At 40.0% G+C, this 19,828-nt stretch carries 15 protein-coding genes and 1 pseudogene; 10 read left to right on the forward strand and 6 right to left on the reverse strand.

The features are described from left to right. The first annotated feature begins 6 nt into the window (after positions 1 to 6). A complete protein-coding gene (locus A9970_RS17050) occupies positions 7 to 756 on the forward strand; it encodes an RNA methyltransferase (protein ID WP_120336524.1) in 750 nt (249 codons plus the stop codon). A gap of 19 nt (positions 757 to 775) precedes the next feature. On the opposite strand, the gene A9970_RS17055 is transcribed toward A9970_RS17050, so the two are convergent. Next, complete coding sequence (locus A9970_RS17055) at positions 776 to 946, reverse strand: hypothetical protein (protein WP_200845612.1); 171 nt, start codon at positions 944 to 946, stop codon at positions 776 to 778. Positions 947 to 959: 13 nt separating this feature from the next. Beyond that, positions 960 to 1,058 (reverse strand): annotated as a pseudogene (locus A9970_RS29070) (VOC family protein); the annotation flags it as partial. A gap of 214 nt (positions 1,059 to 1,272) precedes the next feature. On the opposite strand from A9970_RS29070, the gene A9970_RS17060 reads away from it, so the two are divergent. The 5 genes from A9970_RS17060 to A9970_RS17080 all read left to right on the forward strand — a co-directional run bounded on the left by A9970_RS17060 (position 1,273) and on the right by A9970_RS17080 (position 7,931). After that, positions 1,273 to 2,445 (forward strand): MFS transporter, encoded by a 1,173-nt coding sequence (locus tag A9970_RS17060; RefSeq protein WP_182983176.1) that lies wholly within the window; start codon positions 1,273 to 1,275, stop codon positions 2,443 to 2,445. A 442-nt stretch (positions 2,446 to 2,887) separates the two neighbouring features. Next, positions 2,888 to 3,802: a hypothetical protein gene (locus tag A9970_RS17065; RefSeq protein ID WP_182983177.1), complete on the forward strand. Its 915-nt coding sequence runs from the start codon at positions 2,888 to 2,890 to the stop codon at positions 3,800 to 3,802. Next, entirely contained in the window at positions 3,799 to 4,476 is a 678-nt protein-coding gene (locus A9970_RS17070) for an ATP-binding cassette domain-containing protein (RefSeq protein WP_182983178.1), read from the forward strand. The genes A9970_RS17065 and A9970_RS17070 overlap by 4 nt, the downstream gene beginning before the upstream one ends. A gap of 27 nt (positions 4,477 to 4,503) precedes the next feature. Further along, on the forward strand, positions 4,504 to 5,052 hold the full coding sequence (locus A9970_RS17075; protein WP_182983179.1) for a GNAT family N-acetyltransferase: 549 nt from the start codon (positions 4,504 to 4,506) through the stop codon (positions 5,050 to 5,052). A gap of 143 nt (positions 5,053 to 5,195) precedes the next feature. After that, on the forward strand, positions 5,196 to 7,931 hold the full coding sequence (locus A9970_RS17080) for a DNA gyrase/topoisomerase IV subunit A (protein WP_182983180.1): 2,736 nt from the start codon (positions 5,196 to 5,198) through the stop codon (positions 7,929 to 7,931). A gap of 86 nt (positions 7,932 to 8,017) precedes the next feature. Here the strand turns inward: A9970_RS17080 and msrA are convergent, their stop codons facing one another. Further along, positions 8,018 to 8,533 carry a peptide-methionine (S)-S-oxide reductase MsrA gene (gene msrA, locus A9970_RS17085; RefSeq protein WP_182983181.1) on the reverse strand — a complete coding sequence of 172 codons (516 nt, stop codon included), beginning with the start codon at positions 8,531 to 8,533 and terminating at the stop codon, positions 8,018 to 8,020. Positions 8,534 to 8,733: 200 nt separating this feature from the next. After that, positions 8,734 to 9,762 carry a N(4)-(beta-N-acetylglucosaminyl)-L-asparaginase gene (locus A9970_RS17090; protein ID WP_182983182.1) on the reverse strand — a complete coding sequence of 343 codons (1,029 nt, stop codon included), beginning with the start codon at positions 9,760 to 9,762 and terminating at the stop codon, positions 8,734 to 8,736. 419 nt (positions 9,763 to 10,181) lie between these two features. Between A9970_RS17090 and A9970_RS17095 the strand changes: the two genes are divergently transcribed. From A9970_RS17095 to A9970_RS17110, 4 genes are all read left to right on the forward strand, one after another. Beyond that, entirely contained in the window at positions 10,182 to 11,408 is a 1,227-nt protein-coding gene (locus A9970_RS17095; protein WP_182983183.1) for an NlpC/P60 family protein, read from the forward strand. 8 nt (positions 11,409 to 11,416) lie between these two features. Beyond that, positions 11,417 to 12,472 (forward strand): dipeptide epimerase, encoded by a 1,056-nt coding sequence (locus A9970_RS17100; protein ID WP_182983184.1) that lies wholly within the window; start codon positions 11,417 to 11,419, stop codon positions 12,470 to 12,472. Between the two features lie 122 nt (positions 12,473 to 12,594). Further along, complete coding sequence (locus A9970_RS17105; RefSeq protein ID WP_182983185.1) at positions 12,595 to 15,801, forward strand: TonB-dependent receptor; 3,207 nt, start codon at positions 12,595 to 12,597, stop codon at positions 15,799 to 15,801. Between the two features lie 17 nt (positions 15,802 to 15,818). Beyond that, entirely contained in the window at positions 15,819 to 17,288 is a 1,470-nt protein-coding gene (locus tag A9970_RS17110) for a RagB/SusD family nutrient uptake outer membrane protein (protein ID WP_182983186.1), read from the forward strand. Between the two features lie 73 nt (positions 17,289 to 17,361). Here the strand turns inward: A9970_RS17110 and A9970_RS17115 are convergent, their stop codons facing one another. Then, on the reverse strand, positions 17,362 to 18,765 hold the full coding sequence (locus A9970_RS17115; RefSeq protein ID WP_182983187.1) for a M14 family zinc carboxypeptidase: 1,404 nt from the start codon (positions 18,763 to 18,765) through the stop codon (positions 17,362 to 17,364). A 1-nt stretch (position 18,766) separates the two neighbouring features. Next, entirely contained in the window at positions 18,767 to 19,822 is a 1,056-nt protein-coding gene (locus A9970_RS17120; protein WP_182983188.1) for an LD-carboxypeptidase, read from the reverse strand. Positions 19,823 to 19,828: the final 6 nt, after the last annotated feature.

The raw sequence follows: 19,828 nt of genomic DNA on the forward strand, positions 1-19,828 counted from the left end.
ATAAAAATGTTGTCAAAAGCGCAAATCAGTCTAATAACGTCTCTACAAAATAAAAAGTATAGAAAACAACACGGCCTGTTTATCGTTGAGGGTATAAAATCCGTGATGGAATTTATTTCATCAAGTTATGAGGTTGAGTCTATTTTCTACACGGACGACGCCAACACAAAAGTGGGTAAAATCTCGCATAATATAAAATCCCATGAACTAACGGAAACTGAATTCCAAAAGATTAGCGCACTGAAATCGCCACAAGGTATACTCGCTTTGGTCAAACTTCCTTTACAGCAAAAAATTGTACCAAGTGATTTAAAAAATAAGTTTAGCCTCGTACTCGATGATGTGCAGGATCCAGGCAATCTGGGGACAATTATCCGTACGGCGGAGTGGTTTGGAATCGAACATATTATCTGTTCCATTGGCACTGTAGACGCTTACAATCCTAAAGTAGTGCAAGCAACTATGGGCTCATTGGCAAGACTGCAGATCCACTATACTGATTTAACTGATTTTATTCCGGCTACTGGATTGAAAGTATATGGCGCCCTACTTGATGGTCAATCCATTTATCAGACTGTGTGGGCTAAAGAGGGGCTAATTGTTATGGGTAACGAAGGAAATGGCATCAGCGACGAAATAATACCTTTGATCGATCAAGCTGTCACTATACCACGCCTAGGGCAAGCCGAATCATTGAATGTAGCCGTAGCAACAACGATCTTCTGTAGTGAGATTTCCAGACAAAAACTGACCTAAAACAGATTCTATTTGATACTTAGAGCTTTTGATGTAATCCGATCCTGTTTCCTTCCAAATCTTCAATCTCTGCGACGGCAAAGCCCAAGTCGGTATGAAAGGTGGCTGGATATAACTCTTTTCCCCCAAGCGCTAGCGCTTTCCCGATTGTATCGATCACATTTTCTACATGGAAATAAATGATTTCCATCAAACTTTTCCCGTTCAAAGGAAAAGTTAAATGTTTGGCTGTAAAACCGAACAGCTCTTTCCATATCCGTTACAGGAATTTCAAATTCCTGGATTTCTATACCCTTCCATATTTAAGCACTGATCTTCATCAAAAATATCAATTTTAATAGAGAAAAAGCCCCGTCGCGTCATTTTTCTATTCGTTCAAAAGATTCGATTAATTTTTGTCAAAAGAAAAAGCTTAATCGCTCCAAAAACTGTACATTTGAACAGTTCAATCGAAAGACGGATCCATACCGCTATCCATGTTCTTTTTTGAATATTCACACACGATAAAATTATACCATGCCCGCTGAACAGAAATCCATCTATACGTTTCAATTTATTTTACTTTGCTTAAGCTCGCTCCTATTTTCTTCTAGTTTCAATATGATTATTCCGGAACTGCCCAATTATTTGAGCAGTTTGGGCGGAGCAGAATACAAAGGGTTAATCATAGCGTTGTTTACTTTGACTGCTGGAATTTCGCGGCCTTTTAGTGGTAAATTGACCGATCGGTGGGGACGTGTACCGGTCATGGCAATTGGATCCATCGTCTGTTTCGTCTGTGGTTTTCTTTATCCCATTTTAACATCAGTCGCTGGCTTCCTATTCTTACGATTGATACATGGTTTTTCCACTGGTTTTAAACCCACCTCAACTTCTGCATATGTCGCGGATCTAGTTCCACAAAAAAGATGGGGGGAGGCTCTTGGCATGCATGGACTCGCTTTTAGTGTTGGAACTGCTGTGGGTCCAGCGATTGGAAGTGCCATTTTCGAGGCCTTTGGTATCAATGTTATGTTTTATTGCTCTTCTTTCATGGCACTTCTCTCCATTCTTATCGTCATTAACATGAAGGAAACACTGGCGAAAAAAGAAAAATTCAATCTTTCCATGCTCAAAATAAACCGCAAGGATATTATTGAATGGCGTGCCCTTCCAGCAGGAATCGTCACGTTTTTATCTTATACCGCTTATGGAGTCATTCTAACTTTAATTCCCGATTGGAGTGAATACCTGGGACTTAAAAATAAAGGGCTATTTTTCCTGGCCTTCACCATAGCATCGGTATTGATACGGTTCGTATCCGGCAAAGTTTCGGACCGTTACGGGAGACCAAAAGTCATTGTTGTCGGAATAGTCATTATTGCTATTGCGCTCGTTGCTATCGGTATGGGCAATAGTTTCATTGGAATGATGATCGGCGCAAGCATCTACGGTGTGGGCACAGGTATACTCTCCCCTGCCGTCAATGCCTGGACGATAGACCTTAGCCTACCTGAACATCGAGGCAAGGCAGTAGCAACCATGTATATCTCACTTGAAGCTGGAATAGGGCTTGGCGCACTGCTCGCTGGATTATACTATAGTGATGTTATCCTCCGGATTCCAGTCATTATGTATGCCAATGCAATAGTTTTGCTACTTGCTCTGACCTATATGCTGAGCTGGCAGAGAAGGCACAAAGCCCACTAGTTTGAGTTCGATTTAAAATATAGCTATTTGATTTTGGGGTTGAATTGCATCGTTGATTTCCCGATAGCCTTATTGCTGGGATAATCAAGATAAATATTAAAACGGACACATACGTATACAAAAAAGGAGCTAAAATCAATTTTTATTTAATGTTTAAACAGTAATCAATCAGTGCTGATTCAGTCTACACTGAGCAAGCACTGAACAATCACTGAACAAGCATTGTCTAAATGGAGAATCTGGACTCCATTTAATATCCCTTTGTTGCGTCTAAAAATCATCGCTTCTTTGTGGCCTCCCTTTCTTCAAAATATTAACCCTACACGCTTATCGGAATAAAATCCACCAACGATCTGCCTGAACAGGCACCCAAGTAACAGGTTTTAGAAATAGTATGCGATATATTGCATATAAAAGGTAATTTATCTAAGTTTGATTTATCATGGTAAGCAATTATTTAAAGCTTCAGTATACTTTACTGTCTCGGCATATTCGGGCTACAGGAATGCCTGTTTGGCTCGCCTTTCTCCTGTTGTTTGGATTATGTTATTTTGCTTATTATGCTTTGGTTCAATATCCGCTTTTTGGTTGTTATGCACTACTGCTTTGCAATTTTCAAGCGCTGTTTCTGCTCACAGAAAAAAACAGAAATGATTTTCTCAAAAACACATACAGTAAACGAGATTTTCATAAGATCAGAATAGTTGAGAATGGGCTATTAACGCTGCCGTCCTTCGTCATTCTTATACTCCACAGTCAATGGCCCTATGCATTGTTATTGGTTACTTTGGCAGTTGTTTTTGCATTTTTGACGTTTAGGGCTTTCGGAAAATCTATTCCGACACCTTTCGCAAAAAAACCTTTTGAATTTATCATCGGATTCCGACGGAGCTACTTGCTTTTACTTGTATTGTATCTATTGGCTGGAATCGGTTTTTATGTAGCCAATTCCAATCTTGTTTTATTTTGCGTCGTTTGCATTGCGCTCACCTGCGTTTTCTATTATCAATTGCCGGAGCCTATTTTTTACCTCTGGAATCACCATCATACACCAACAGTCTTTCTGATGCAAAAGTTTAAAAGGGGAATTTTACAGTGTCTGCTTTTGGTACTGCCCCTTCTTTTTCTGTATGTTGTCATCTTTCCATTGGATTTATTTAATGCCTGTATTGTATTGGGCGGAATATTACTTTTACTTCCTTTTGCAATCACATTGAAATACGTCGCTTACCCACGGGAGATCAATTTCCCCGAAGGTTTTGCTTTGGCACTTTGTTTTAGCTTTTACCCTTTGATTCTAGCGCTCTTGCCTTTTTATTATATCAAAGCAATCAACAATCTAAAAAATCACTTATGATCGAGCTTACGAATATCAATAAGTCCTTTGGACAGCATCAAGTACTCCACGAGGTTACTTACCTCTTTGATAGCGGAAAAGTATATGGTATCGTCGGTGAAAATGGCGCTGGAAAAACAACGCTGTTTCGTTGTATTGCTGGACTAGAAACCGCCTCGGGAAGTTTAAAATCTGATTTAGAACCACTGAAAAACAATTTAGGTTACCTCACCTCGGATCCGTATTTCCTTTCAAAACTCACCGGGGAAGAGTATATTTATTTGCTGGCAGATGCACGGGGTAAACAGATCAAAAACCTCAGTGAAAGGAATATTTTCGAGTTGCCCTTAAAGGAGTATGCGAGCACCTATTCCACGGGAATGAAAAAGAAACTAGCCCTGACAGCTACTTTACTTCAGGACAATAATTATTATATCCTTGACGAACCTTTTAATGGCATCGATCTACAAAGCAGCATTATTCTTACGGAGATTATTCTTCGCTTAAAAGCGATGGGTAAAACGATCCTAATTTCGTCACATATCTTTTCCACGCTAAAAGATACCTGCGATGAAATTTTGGTACTCGAAACTGGCAGAATTAGTAAATCTGTAAAAAAAGAGCAGTTCGGCGACTTTGAGGAGGAAATGAAAGAAAAAATACTACAAAAAGATATCGACAAATTGTGGCTTTAGCATGCCGTAACACTTGAGATAAACAATATGGAAAAACATTTGCCTATACTGGAAACTGATCGTTTAATTATCCGCCCAATACAGATGGATGATGCAGCTTATTTTTTCGCAATGGATTCACAGCCGGAGGTTCATACCTTTCTGAATAACGAACCTATTCAATCCATTGAAGAAATGAAAAAGGCCATCGCGCATATTCAGCAACAATATGAAAAATACGGTATAGGCCGTCTAGGGGTCATTGAGAAATCAAGCAATCAATGGATAGGCTGGACAGGATTTAAATATATTGACGAACTGGAGAACGGACGTATTGGATTTTTAGACCTTGGTTATCGTTTCAGAACGGAATCTTGGGGAAAAGGCTATGCGACAGAAGCCGCACTAGCCTGCATGCAATATTACAGAGAACAGCTGACCCATTTTGAAGTACATGCCATCACACATACGGGAAACCTGGGGTCAAGGCATGTCTTGGAAAAGGCAGGATTTCAGGTAACTGAAGAATTTCATTTCGACCTATGGAATATTCCCTGTTATTGGTATGATCTGGCCATTGACCGACCAACAAACTAATTATATTAGTTTTAAAAACTAATTTTTTTAACTTTTCATAGTTTCACTGGGATAAAACAAAATGGTTTTGTATTTTTACACGTTCGAATAAAATACTATTTCGAACATTTCTGTATTGTACAATTTAATCTATTGCTGAGTAAATGAGTGACGAAACGAACTTCCCAACGGAAGATAATCAAGAAGAACTGGGATCAGGAAAAACAGAAAACGGAAGTCAGACGATACCTTTATCAGGACTATACGAAAACTGGTTTTTGGACTATGCATCCTATGTTATCTTGGACAGAGCCGTACCACATATCAATGACGGTTTGAAACCCGTACAACGTCGTATCCTCCATTCCTTGAAGGAAATGGATGATGGAAGATATAATAAAGCTGCCAACGTCATTGGTAACACGATGAAATATCACCCACATGGTGATGCTTCTATCGGTGATGCCATGGTACAATTGGGACAAAAGGATCTCCTGATTGACTGTCAGGGTAACTGGGGTTTCCCAGTTACGGGTGACTCTGCTGCTGCTCCACGGTACATTGAGGGAAGGTTATCCAAATTTGCAAATGACGTTGTCTTCAATCCCGAAACGACTGAGTGGCAATTAAGTTACGATGGACGGAATCGCGAACCTGTCACACTTCCGGTAAAATTCCCATTATTATTGGCTCAAGGTGCCGAAGGGATTGCTGTTGGTCTAGCGACCAAGATTATGCCGCACAATTTCATTGAGCTAATTGACGGATCAATTCAGGTATTACACGGTGAACGTCCGAATATCTTCCCAGATTTCCCTACGGGTGGTATGGCCGACGTTTCAAATTATAATGAGGGTCAACGTGGCGGTAAAATCCGTGTACGTGCGAAAATCGAAGAACGCGACAAAAAGACGCTCGCAATTACGGAAATTCCATTTGGAACGACAACCGGCGGTCTGATTGAAAGTGTGGTTACAGCAAATGATAAGGGAAAAATTAAGATCAAAAAAATCGAGGACAATACAGCGGGAAATGTAGAGATCATCGTGCATTTGGCTCCGGGGATTTCTCCTGATGTAACGATTGATGCCTTATATGCCTTTACAGCCTGTGAAGTCTCTATCTCACCTAACACTTGTGTTATCAAGGATGAGAAACCTCACTTTATGAGTGTCAATGACATTCTAACGGAAAACACAATAAACACCAAAAATTTATTGAAACGAGAATTGGAGATTCGTTTAAACGATCTTCAAGAAAAAATCTTCTTCAGTAGTTTATTAAAAATATTTATTCAAGAGGGGATGTACAAACATCCGGATTATGAAAATGCCGGTGACTTTGAGGTCGTGGTGCAGGTTCTGAATCGCTTGTTTGAACCTTTCTTCGATCAGTTTTATCGCGAGATACGTCCAGAAGATTACAAAAAATTGATCGATAAACCAATGAGTAGTATTACACGTTTCGACGTTAAAAAAGCGGACGAAATGACGAAAACACTCGAAAATGAGATCAAGGAAGTCAAGCGTCATCTACGTCAATTGACAGAATATGCCATTGCATGGTTTGAGAAATTGCGTGAAAAATATAGTAAAGACCGCGAGCGTAAAACCGAACTGCGTATATTCGATAAAGTAGAAGCGACCCAAGTTGCCCTAGCAAATGCCAAGCTATATGTCAATCGTGAGGAAGGATTTATTGGCTCAGGCATGAAGAAAGATGAGTTTGTATGCGACTGCTCGGATATCGACGATATTATTGTATTCCGCGAGGATGGCAAGTATGTTGTCAGTAAAATCCAGGATAAAGTATTCGTTGGAAAAGGAATTATCCACGTTGCTGTTTTCAAAAAAGGTGATGAACGTACAATCTATAACGCCATCTATAAAGAAGGTGAAACTGGTACCAGTTACATTAAACGTTTCTCTGTGGTAGGTGTCACTCGGGATAAGGAATATGATGTATCCAAAGGATCCAAAGGGTCTAAAATCCTATATTTCACAGCCAATCCAAACGGTGAAGCAGAGATCGTTAATATACAGCTTAAACCGCACACAAAATTGCGCAAGTTGAATTTTGACATGGACTTTGCCGAGATTGCAATCAAGGGCCGTGCTTCACAAGGAAACATTGTATCAAAATATCCCGTCAAAAAAATCAGCTTTAAAAGCTCTGGTGTCTCCACACTGGCAGGACGAAAAATATGGTACGATACCATCATGAAACGTCTAAATGCAGATGAACGTGGCCAATACCTTGGCGAGTTTGACGGCGACGACAAGATATTAGTGGTTCTTTCGGATGGCAGCTACGAATTGTCAAACTTTGATCTGAGCAACCACTTCGACGAGAAAATGATCCGGATCGAAAAATACCACCCAGACCATATCTATACAGTTGTGCATCAGGACGGCAAGAGCGGAACGTACTTTGTCAAACGTTTTAAATTTGACGATCAACCTATTGGAAAACACATTTCCTTTATTAATGAAGATGCGGGATCTAAACTGATCTTGATGAGTAATGCGGCTGAACCGATGGTTAAATTGGAGATTTTAAAAGGCAAATCCCAAACGGAAGAAACTCTTGATCAACCTTTGACCGAAATTATTGACGTCAAAGGAATAAAAGCACAAGGAAACCGCCTGTCTTTCCATACGGTAAAATCGGTTGCGCTAACAACAGCGGATGAAGATTTAAGTCAAAAAGGTAAAGAAAGAGCAGCCGAAACAAGTACTGATAGCACAGAAACAACGGTTGATAGTACCACAACAGCGGTGGACAGTTCCGTGAAGGAGAAGGAGGTAGAGTCAACCGATAAAAATGACGATATCAAACTTGAAATCACTAATCCAAATGACATCCAAATCGACGATAAAGGACAGATGGAAATGTTCTAACTCGCCGCATTCAATACACAAAAAAAGGCTCGAATAAATATTCGAGCCTTTTTTTGTGTGGTATACAACACCTTAATTATTGTCCTTTAAGCTTTAAATTCTTTTAGGAATTTTTGAAGTTTTGGAGCAATGACTACTGAACAAAATGGATTTTCAGGATGATCATTAAAATAATTATGATGATAATCTTCCGCTAACCAAAATGTCACGGCTGGTTCTACCGTTGTGACAATAGTGTCCTCATAAACATCCTCATTTTCTAATTCGTCGATAAAATTCTGCGCTAAGATCTCCTGTTCTTCATTATGATAAAAAACAACTGATCTATACTGCGTACCCACATCGTTACCTTGACGGTTTAATGTCGTCGGGTTATGTGTCTTAAAAAAGATTTTCAATAGGTCTTCATAGTTCACCAGCTCTTCGTCATATTCTAGCTCGACAACCTCAACATGATCAGTTGTACCCGTACAGACCTGCTCATAAGTTGGCTTATCTACATGCCCTCCCATATAACCAGGCAATACCGATGTTACCCCTTCAGTGTTTTGGAAAATAACTTCTGTACACCAAAAACATCCTCCTCCAAATGTTGCTTTCATACTTTTATAATCTTGCGTATTTTTAATCTTACTTTTTCAAACACTATAGCCGATTTAGTAGCTACAGCGCAAAATATTTAGACAAATATAATTATTAATCGGCAATGATATACCCTGCTATCATTGCGAAAAATGGCAGTTTACGTTTCATTTACCACTTGAGAATTAACCCCTCGTACTGATATACCCCTATTTTAATATTAATAGTAGTGTTTTCCTTTAATCAATAAATCTTGTTGTTTACTGTCACAAACTGCATAGGAAAAACCTTGTTGCAGCGCATAGGCACCATATTCACCTTTCTTATTTATTGCTAAGAATCCAACTTGAATTTCCTTCGCAATTGCAGGTTTCTTCTTCACGATACGCATAACAGCTTCCTTACAGGCATCTTCCGGAGAATAACCCTGACGCATCAATTCGACAACCAAGAAACTACCTACATTCCGTATGACTTCTTCGCCAACTCCGGTAGATGTAGCTCCGCCTACTTCATTATCGACATAAAGTCCGGCTCCAATAATTGGGCTATCTCCTACCCGACCATGCATCTTGAAAGCCATACCACTGGTTGTACAAGCCCCAGAAATATTGCCATTGGCATCCAATGCCAACATACCGATCGTATCGTGGTTATATTGGTTTCCTGGCAAACGTTCTGCTGCAAAAGATTGGTTTTCAATATTGGCTACAGGTTTGTATTTTTTTTCCTTCAACCATTCCTTCCACGCTTTTTCACCTTCTGGGGTCAGTAGATTTTCTTCCTTAAAACCATTTTCTAACGCAAATTGCAATGCGCCTTCGCCCACAAGCATCACGTGGGGTGTTTTTTCCATGACCATCCGTGCTACTGATATTGGATGTCCAATTTTTTCCATTCCAGCAACAGCGCCGCAGTTACCATCCGCATCCATGATACAAGCATCAAGTGTGACATGACCATCGCGATCTGGATAACCACCTTTACCAACTGTCATATTTTTGAGATCGGCCTCGGGCACACGCACACCTTGTTCTACCGCATCCAATGCCTTGCCTCCTTTGGACAATATTTCCCAAGCGGCTTTATTTGCTGCGATCCCAAAGTCCCAAGTTGAAATTACAATAGGATATTTTTTAACACTACCTCTTGCTGCAATCGTCAATCCTTTCGCATCAAAGGCTGTCAATGTCCCCATTGCCGTCGCAGCAATCAAACCTTGCCTAATAAAATCACGTCTTGAACTCATTTCCTTATTAATATTTTATAAAACTATCGCTATTGATTAATCCGGCAAAAACAATCATTAAAATTGCCTTCAGTCTACCGAATACAAAAAATTTTCATCATTGACTGCACAAAAGCATCGCTTTCTTTTCTAGCGTATTGCACGACCTTACATCACATCTGCCCCCAATCTACTTCATCGATATACGCTGAAAAATGCTGTTCTACATTTTTACAGCTTCGTGTTAAACTGAAGAAGGATATTGACTTCACAATCAATAAGCAATATTACAAAATGGTTTTAGCAATTAGATAATTTAATTAAAATTAAACCCAAACATTCGTTTTTTAGCAACATAACATCAAAATCACTTAAAAATCGACAATAAAAATTGACTTATATTATGAATTAATCCTATCTTTAGAAACAAACTAATTCGCATGAAAAACACTCTTAAATTCGCTATTTTAGCTTATGCAAGCCTTATAGGTGTTGAAAGCAGTCAGGCGCAGCAGCTAGATTCCACGACTTATTTCAAGATCAAAGAGTTGCAAGAAAACGTAAAACGTGAATTCGCTCCCGATAAAAGAACCAAGATCGTAGCAATCCAAAAAGCGGATATAGCACAGAACCAATATGTGCTTGAAACAACTGAAAAAGATGCTAAGTTCGTTTTGGAGCAAAAGGCAAAAGATATATCAGCCAATATTCAAGTACAGCTCTTGCCTGATGCAAGTGTAGGCGAAAAAACTTCTGGAGTCATCAGGCTCTCCGTTGCAAATATGCGCACATTTCCAGATAATGCTGCGGAGCTAACCAGCCAGGTTTTATTGGGAACGCAAGTGGATCTTCTGCAAAAAAAGAGCGGTGACTACCGTGTCCGCACGCCGGATGGCTATATTGCATGGGTACCAAGTTCGTCCATTGAAGCGATGGACAAAACCATGCTGGCAAATTGGCGGCAAGCAGAAAAAGTTATCTATACAGCGGAGTTTGGAAAATCATATTCTGAACCCAATGAAAAAAGCCAAAGAGTGTCTGATCTCGTATATGGTGACATTCTTCAGTTAAAAGGACAGAAAAGCAACTTTTATGAAATAGCATATCCGGATGGACGTTTAGGTTATATTAAAAAATCAGAAAGTCTAACCTTAAAAAATTGGTTTGAAACGCGCCAGCCTACGGCGGAAAATATTATCGCCAGTGCAAAAACAATGTTGGGCCTGCCCTATTTATGGGGGGGAACATCGGTGAAAGGTGTAGACTGTAGCGGTTTTACCAAAACAAGCTTTTTTATGAACGGCTTCGTGATTCCGAGAGATGCATCGCAACAAGTACTTGCAGGTGAAAAAATCGACATTTTAGATCAAGAAGGACATTTCGACCCTGAGAAAGCACTCAAAAATCTAAAACCGGCAGACTTATTGTTCTTTGCGGCAGGCAAAAACAGCAATCCTAATGCACGTGTAACACATGTTGCACTCTATATCGGCAATGGAACCTTTATTCATGCTGCCGGATTAGTCCGGATCAACAGTATGCTTAAGGACGCTGCAAACTACGATGATTTCCAAACCCGAACTGTGGTTGCTGCACGCCGTTACCTCGGGACCCACGATAGCGCAATACAGAAAGTCGTTGAAAGCAATTATTACAACAATAAATAAACATAACGATGAGCAATCAATCTGAATGGATCAGTAAAGATTTTGGGGCCTTTAAATTAAGGTTTAGACCTTACACTTTAACTTTGCGCCATGTCTTTACAGTAGCTTCCTTTAGCCGAAGCACAACACCGGTTGTATTGACCGAACTAGAGTATGATGGCATTATCGGTTATGGTGAAGCGAGTATGCCACCCTATCTAGGCGAATCTCAGGAAAGTGTCCTATCATTCCTCAATCAGATTGATCTGACAGGCTTCAACTCTCCTTTTCAAACCGAAGAGCTCCTGCATTATATTGATCAGCTTGCTTTGAAAAACACGGCTGCAAAAGCGTCCATTGATATTGCCCTACATGATATCCTTGGTAAAATTATGAATCAGCCCTATTATAAGATATGGGGATTGAATCCTAACCTTATCCCACCGACGTCCTACACCATCGGAATCGATACAGAAGAAATGATCCGCCAAAAAGTCGCCGAAGCTGATCAGTTTAAAATTTTAAAGGTGAAACTGGGTCTTGATACGGATAAAATGATCATAGACACCATCCGTCAGGTTACCGATCGTCCTTTGTGTGCCGACGTCAATCAAGGTTGGAAAACACGTGAAGAGGCTTTGGAAATGGCACACTGGCTTGCAGAAAGAAATGTTTCTTTCTTGGAACAGCCGATGCCCAAGGAGCAGATAGACGACAACGCCTGGCTTACTGAGCATAGTCCTATCCCTACTATTGCCGATGAAGGATGCCAACGCCTTGTGGATGTTCCTGCATTAAAGGGTGTATACTCGGGAATCAACATCAAATTGATGAAATGCACGGGCATGCGTGAAGCTAAACAAATGGCAGAACTTGCTCGTTCTTTGGAAATGAAAGTTATGATCGGCTGCATGACCGAAACTTCCTGCGCAATCAGTGCAGCTGCACAACTTGCACCATTAACAGACTGGGCTGATTTAGATGGTGCTTTATTGATCGGAAATGATATATACGACGGCATGACCGTGGTAAATGGCAGTTGCCTTCTCCCCGACCGTCCGGGGATTGGAATTGTAAGAAAATAACCCTATATTCAGTGCAATGTTTTTTTCTTAAAGAAAAGATTGCACTGAATTGCTATCGCAAGTTTGACCAACATCGACGGCACCAAAATATTAACAAACTAAATTAATCAATTCACACTTTTATGAAACAACATGTGCTCACAACGTTGTGTCTCATAGCCTGTAGTTCGATGCAGTCTTTATATGCACAACAGATCCAAATTGCTGGTAAAATCACAGACAGCAATGGAAAACCAATTAGCGGAGTTACAATAAATGTAAAAGGCGCTAGCCAAGGGACCTCAACAAACGAAAATGGCCTGTTTACCTTAAACACAAACGCCAATGCGACATTAACTATATCTGCCGTCGGCTATAGCCGGCAAGAAATTCAGGTCAATGGCCGAAAAACCATTAGTATTTCACTCAACAGTGATGAACAGGCACTGGACGAAGTCATTGTCATTGCTTACGGAACGGCTAAAAAGAGCACCTATACAGGTTCGGCGGCACAAGTAAAATCAGATGCCATTGATAAACAACCTGTCACTTCTTTTGAAAAAGCACTTACTGGCCGTGTTGCAGGTCTGCAAGTGTCAAATGGATCTGGTCAGGCAGGTGCAACTTCAGCTATACGCATTCGAGGCATAGGCTCCATGAACGCGTCGAATGAACCGCTCTATGTCATTGACGGAGTCCCGGTGATTTCAGGTAGTGTTGGACAAATGGGCGATTATATTGTCAATACAAATAATGTAATGAGCACATTAAATCCGAGCGATATCGAATCTATTTCTGTGTTAAAAGATGCCGCTGCCTCATCCCTTTATGGGTCCCGCGCGGCAAATGGTGTCATCATCATCACCACAAAAAAGGGAAAAAACGGAGATCCGAAGATCAATGTTAAGTCCTCTATTGGCATTAGTCCCTCATGGGCGACAAAAAATAATGAACCCGCTTCGGTACAGGATCAAATCAATATGCTTTATAGTGTATTATATGATTCTAGAATAGCAGCAGGTCAAACAGCTGAACAGGCGAATAAAAACACCTTATTCCGCTTAAATTCTTTGGACTGGAATCCAAATTCGGCAAATTACGGTAAACCAACTTCTTCTTATGGTTTTGGTATTCATGGCTATCAATTCAGCACGGATGGAACCTCACAATGGGAAAATGTACATATCTCAGGAAAAACAGATGGTGTAGAGAATCGAGATGGTAAGTATTATGACTGGAACAAAGCATTGTTTAGAACCGGGATATTCAACAGCAACGATATCTCGGTAAGCGGAGCAACAGAAAAAACCAATTACTATACGTCTTTAGGATACACGCAAGACAAAAGCAGGATTATTGAGAATAACTTCGACAGAATCAATGGTCGGATTAATTTAACGCAAAAGATTGGGAAATATCTCGAATTTGGTTCAAACGTCAACTACGCTAAAAACAAGCTTATCGGGATGAATGACACCAGGAATACAGGAACAAATTACCTGTATCAAGCGAGTAATTTATTATGGCAGATGTATTGGCCAACTGATTATAAAACAGGTAACGAATATACAGCTCGTTATGGCAGTCTCGCTTATAATCCATTGTATTACAACAAGGAATGGGAAAACTCTTCGAAAACAAGCAAATTATCAGCTATAGAATCTTTATCATTAAAGCTGTTGCCTGAACTTACATTGAAGACTATTTTCTCCTATGACAGAACCGAAGTCAAAGATCATATCTATTACAGTGCTAAACATTATAACGGTATGGCAGACAATGGCCGGGTCACAGAGGTGTCTACGTCCATTGAAAAATTGGTATCATCCACAACCGCCAATTACAACAAGAGTTTTGGCTTGCATAATATCGGGTTATTAGCTGGTTTCGAAGCTGAAAAAAACACGACTGATTTTATCCGTGCTACAGGTAAAGATTTACCATCCTCATCACTTCATACAGTCGCCACTGCAGGTATATTGGATGCGTCGGCCTATTCTTGGGGCAATAATATGATGTCTGTACTATCGCGTGCGGAATATAACTACGATGAACGTTATTTTGCCTCGGCATCTTTTAGAAGGGACGGTTCATCCCGCTTGGCACCAGGTCCTCGTTGGGGCAACTTTTGGTCTTTAGCTGCTTCCTGGAATTTGGCCAAGGAATCTTTTATTAAAGAGATTGAGGATATCAATAACCTAAGAATTAGAGGTTCCTATGGGGTAAATGGAACATTACCTACGGATCTTTTTGCCTGGCGCAATTTAACAAGTTATTCCAACAAATATATGACGCAGCCAGGTGGTGGGCTTAATAATTTAGGCAATCCGGACGTCGCTTGGGAGAAAAATTACTCCACAAACATCGCATTGGAATTTGGTCTGTTCCACAATAAACTATTCGGTACAATTGAATATTTTAACAGAGACTCGAAGGATCTTTTACAGAATGTTCCGATCTCCACAATTACTGGTTTCGGCTCCATATTGCGAAATGTTGGCGAAATGAACAATAAAGGTATAGAGATTGAACTGGGCTCAGATATTGTTAAAAATGAAAATTGGAAATGGACATTAAGTGCAAATACCGCAATTATCAAATCCAAGATTACAAAACTATATGGTGGACGAGATATCGTCTGGTATGATCCCACAGGTGGAGACGATAGAGCTCGATTTATTTATCGTGAAGGAGAATCGTCTTTATCTTTCTTTGGGTTGGAATGGGCTGGTACCGATCAAACCAACGGCAAAAATGTCTGGTATACTAACGATGGTACTGATGGCGATTTTTTGTTCAACGGAAAAGCTGCAAGTTATGATTACAAAAAAGCTAAACAAACCATCATCGGAAATGCTAATCCTAAACTATATGGCGGTATAAATTCTGACATCGATTATAAAAACTTTTCATTGGGATTGAACTTTGCTTATAAAATTGGCGGCAAACTTTATGATGCGACATCCAAAGATGTTGCCGATGACGGCTATTATTGGGAACGAATTCATGCCGCTTATTTTACAGAAAATAGCTGGTCACCTTCAAATACGGATGGAACTTACCCAATGGTTACCGGAAGAGATCTGGAAGATGTGAACCAGATCAGCAGTAGACAACTATTTGATGCGTCATATCTTAGATTAAAGAACATTTCGTTGAGCTATAGATTACCAAATGAATTTTTAAAACGAGCTGGCATCTCCAATGCAAGGGTATTTTTCAATGGAAGCAATTTATTGACTGTTTCGAAATACAAGTATATGGATCCAGAAGTTAACCAATTTGGTACGCGGGGCTGGGAAACACCATTGGCAAAAACGTACACTTTCGGTGTTGAATTTAGTTTTTAACGAAAAAAAACAGTATTATGAAAAAGCTTTTTATTGCCTCGTGCATAACAATATCATTAGCAATCAGCTCTTGTAGCAATTTTTTGGATGTCACACCGACCAATATGGGGGACTCCAATACCTCCATCCAAACTGCTGCTGACGCAAAGGTTATTATGAATGGATTAATGAGTAAAATGGCAAATGTCGCCTACTATGGACGAAATTTCCCGCTCTATGCTGATGCCAAAGGGGGTGACTTTACGATTGCATCCCAGGGCCGCGGTTATGACTATCTTTATGTATTTAATCATTCGGCCTCTTCTAATCCCTATTCAGGCATCTGGACACAAGGGTTTCATACACTCGTGCAGATCAATAATCTTTTGACAAATATCGATAAACTAATCGCTGCCGGTTCGACAGAAAATTTTAATACGTATAAAGGACAAGCATTGACCGCAAGAGCCCTCATCAATTTTGATCTTGTCAGGTTGTACGGAAAACCCTACAACATGGAAAAATCTGCCCTTGGTATCCCTAATGTGACGAAAGTACTCGAATATAGCGCGCAGGAAAAACGTATCTCCGTTGAGGAAAACTACAAACAAATAGTACAGGATCTAAAGGATGCAGAAAGCTTATTGCCAAAATCCAAATCGGATGGATATTTCAATTTTTTCGCCAATAAAGCACTGCAAGCTCGTGTGTATCTCTATATGAATGATTATGATAACTCCTTAAAATCAGCACAAGAGGTCATAGACTCCAAAGTCTACACATTGTATAGCAATGAAAACTGGGTAAGATCTTGGACAGGTATGTTTGGAACTGAATCTATTCTAGAATTGGGTGTCTATCCGAATGAAGCTGATGCAGGGACTAGTTCACTGGGTGCGATGTTCCGCAGAAAAGGACATGGCAGTACAGCCATATTGGGAAACTTTATAGCTGCAGATCCATTCTTGGCCAAACTTAAGAAAGACGAGACAGATGTCAGATGGGGTGTTATGGCGTACGATGAAGTCGGCACCACCCATTTAGGAGCGGTCTATAAATATAGTGGTAGCACCACGCTTGCTGGTGATAAAAATTCAACAGCAAATAGTACCGCTGTCAATATTAAGGTCATCCGTTTGTCCGAAGTATATCTTATCGCTGCTGAAGCTGCTCTATTAAAATCATCTCCTGACAAGGCCCTTGCAGCAAATTACCTGAATGCAATACGCCAGCGTTCTCCAAAATTAGATGTCGCAACCTCAGGCACGATTACTTTAGAAATGATTGCCGATGAGAGAAGCAAAGAGCTCCTTGGAGAAGGTCATCGCTTCTTTGATATGATGCGCTGGAACAAATCGATAACTTTTGATGATGATTTAGGAAATATAAGCACAACAAATAGGCAAAAAACGATCGATAGAACCTTCTTTAAAACCATTCTTCCTATTTCACTAGATGAGATGAATGCAAACCCAGCTATAGCAAATCAACAGAATACCGGCTACTAGTAGTCTCAAAAAAGAAAAAAGGTCACAGCCTATGCTGTGACCTTTTTTCTTTTTTGAGCTATATTGCGCATTCCTAACATATCTGATCTTTATACTGCTGTTGCCTTGGTTTTGTCAAATCGATCATATAGCCATTAATTATAGCGCAAATAATCTTTCCCTCTTTCCGAAGAAAGAAATCAGCCTGATTTCCCAAAGCTAATTGTTGTGAAAATTCTATAGCTTTTTTAGTTAATACACGAATTGGAAGGTTATGCAAAAATTCTCCCGGGATCACATTTTCAATAATAACAGCGGCATAGCCTTTTTCAAGTAATCCCATCACGATGGTATCATCTAAATCTGCCAACGAAGCAAATGGCTCCATATACATCTTGGCTGGGGCAAACTCCGTTCCTGCAACATCAATATCTACATATCCATAAAAATCTTGCAAATCGCCAATATCTTCAACAATACCCTCTACGTAATAGTCTGATCCTATTGTCTTTTCATTTTGCCGGATGGCAACATCGACAAGTAATGGTTTTCCACTCCGCTCAATGGTCAAATTTCTCAGCAACACATCATGGAGCTTTTCATCATTGAAGGGAATTGCATCGTAATCGGTAATCGAATGCTGTTTAAAGGATTGGTCAGCAATTTCCTCAAATGCTTTTAACAAAGCCACGAAATTACATTTTCGGACCAGCATTTTTTCGGTATCACCAACATAAGCTCCTGATTCAATTAAAATCGTCCTGGCGCCCCATTTTTGAAAATTATCACCGAAACCGCGCGGTGTATGCTCATCGTCATACTTTGCAACTGCCCTTGGAACAAATTCCTGAAGGATTTTGTTTATTCCAACAATCACCCGCATCGCATCTCCCCGAGTTTCATTGATACTCCGTGCATAGTCATAGGCAGGTGCCAATAAGGAAATTGTTACTGGCGTATTTGTTCCGGGAATATTGTAGTAATTGTTTTGGTTATGCAGGTTAAAGGCAAAATCAGGTTTTAGCAACATGGCTTGCGCCTTCAATAAGGCTCCTTCCACTGTTGCTGTTGCCCTTGCATCTCTGTTCATATCCACATCCATGGCTGTCCTACGCTGAAACCGTTCGGTTCCATCAGGATTTAGCATCGGAATAAAATATAAGGTCATTTTTGATGCTATGTCATCTCTAAAGGCATCTAGACCATCATCTTTTCCGTTGAAAAAATTAAATAGATCAAACAAGGCCATTGTCGCCGTAGGTTCATCACCATGCATTTGTGACCATAAAAGTATCTTGATTGGCCCTTGTCCGTATTGTAGTCGAAAGATCGAACGATCTTCGGTAGACTTGCCAATTTCCGCTACAGCAAAACGTCCAGAGCTTCTGATATTTTCTAATAACGGCAAAATATCAGCATGTTTAAATCTTCTATACATCAAAGCCTTTTCTTCATATAAAGAAAAGGCTTTGATGAAATCAATTTTTACTAATTTCATATTAATCTTTTAATGCAGGCTCCATTAAAGCAATCGTTCCTTGCGAAGCATCTACACGGACTTTTGCTCCTACTGGTAAAATAAATTGTTCGGCAATATGCCCAACAACAGCCCCTGTATAAGCGGGTATTTTTAACGGTTTGATATAATCATTGAACAGTTGGTCAAGTGTTACGGATCCATATCCACCAGATGGTTTACAATTGGTGCACTTGCCAAAAATAAAGCCCTTAATCACAGCTAATACACCGGCATTTTTCAATTGACAGAACATACGGTCAACACGTTCCATATCTTCGTCGACCTCTTCAAGAAAAAGAATTTTATCTTTAAAATCTGGCAGATAAGGTGAACCACATAAGCCGGTCAACACGGTCATATTTCCTCCCAGCAATACCCCATCTACTATACCAGGATGAATTGTGGCAATTCGGTCTTTGGTCTGTACAATGCTATCACCTTTAGACTTGGGGTTTTCAAATATTGCTGGCTGATTGGCTACAAACTGGGCATTGAAAGCCTCTGCAAGCTTCTTAGTCCAGGTACTGATACCCACTGCACCATGAAACGTTATAAGTCCTGTCTTGGCATATAATGCCAAAATTAATGCTGTTATATCTGAATATCCCAATAAAATTTTGGGGTTATTGGCGATCAGCCTGTAATCTAATCGATCTAAAAGACGTGATGTACCCGAACCTCCTCTGATGCAAACAATCGCTTTGACGGTCTTGTCTGCAAACATATCGTGAATGTCTGCTATACGCTCCTGATCTGTACCGGCCAAATTACCGTAGCGGCTGCGTATATGTTTACCTTCTTTTACTTTAAAACCTAAGGTCTCAAATATCTCACGTGCAATACTAATTGATTCTTCATCATCCAATACACCTGCAGGCGTTATTAAACCTATGATATCACCCGGTTTTAACCTCGTTGCAAGCAAAGCAGCTTGACCGTACAATTCGGCTTTATCTCTGGTTGGCTTCCCCATTCCCAGTACAGGAATAGACAACACGCTTAAAGCAATCGATTTTAGAAAGGCTCTTTTTTCCATTGCTAA

The organism is Sphingobacterium sp. UME9, assembly GCF_014170215.1.
GTDB classification, from domain to species: Bacteria; Bacteroidota; Bacteroidia; order Sphingobacteriales; family Sphingobacteriaceae; genus Sphingobacterium; species Sphingobacterium paramultivorum.

Excerpts from the sequence above, each read along its gene's own strand:
- A9970_RS17050 (WP_120336524.1), top strand. The coding sequence starts at position 7 with ATGTTGTCAAAAGCGCAAATCAGTCTAATAACGTCTCTACAAAATAAA.
- A9970_RS17055 (WP_200845612.1), bottom strand. The coding sequence starts at position 946 with ATGGAAATCATTTATTTCCATGTAGAAAATGTGATCGATACAATCGGG.
- A9970_RS17060 (WP_182983176.1), top strand. The coding sequence starts at position 1,273 with ATGCCCGCTGAACAGAAATCCATCTATACGTTTCAATTTATTTTACTT.
- A9970_RS17065 (WP_182983177.1), top strand. The coding sequence starts at position 2,888 with ATGGTAAGCAATTATTTAAAGCTTCAGTATACTTTACTGTCTCGGCAT.
- A9970_RS17070 (WP_182983178.1), top strand. The coding sequence starts at position 3,799 with ATGATCGAGCTTACGAATATCAATAAGTCCTTTGGACAGCATCAAGTA.
- A9970_RS17075 (WP_182983179.1), top strand. The coding sequence starts at position 4,504 with ATGGAAAAACATTTGCCTATACTGGAAACTGATCGTTTAATTATCCGC.
- A9970_RS17080 (WP_182983180.1), top strand. The coding sequence starts at position 5,196 with ATGAGTGACGAAACGAACTTCCCAACGGAAGATAATCAAGAAGAACTG.
- msrA (WP_182983181.1), bottom strand. The coding sequence starts at position 8,533 with ATGAAAGCAACATTTGGAGGAGGATGTTTTTGGTGTACAGAAGTTATT.
- A9970_RS17090 (WP_182983182.1), bottom strand. The coding sequence starts at position 9,762 with ATGAGTTCAAGACGTGATTTTATTAGGCAAGGTTTGATTGCTGCGACG.
- A9970_RS17095 (WP_182983183.1), top strand. The coding sequence starts at position 10,182 with ATGAAAAACACTCTTAAATTCGCTATTTTAGCTTATGCAAGCCTTATA.
- A9970_RS17100 (WP_182983184.1), top strand. The coding sequence starts at position 11,417 with ATGAGCAATCAATCTGAATGGATCAGTAAAGATTTTGGGGCCTTTAAA.
- A9970_RS17105 (WP_182983185.1), top strand. The coding sequence starts at position 12,595 with ATGAAACAACATGTGCTCACAACGTTGTGTCTCATAGCCTGTAGTTCG.
- A9970_RS17110 (WP_182983186.1), top strand. The coding sequence starts at position 15,819 with ATGAAAAAGCTTTTTATTGCCTCGTGCATAACAATATCATTAGCAATC.
- A9970_RS17115 (WP_182983187.1), bottom strand. The coding sequence starts at position 18,765 with ATGAAATTAGTAAAAATTGATTTCATCAAAGCCTTTTCTTTATATGAA.
- A9970_RS17120 (WP_182983188.1), bottom strand. The coding sequence starts at position 19,822 with ATGGAAAAAAGAGCCTTTCTAAAATCGATTGCTTTAAGCGTGTTGTCT.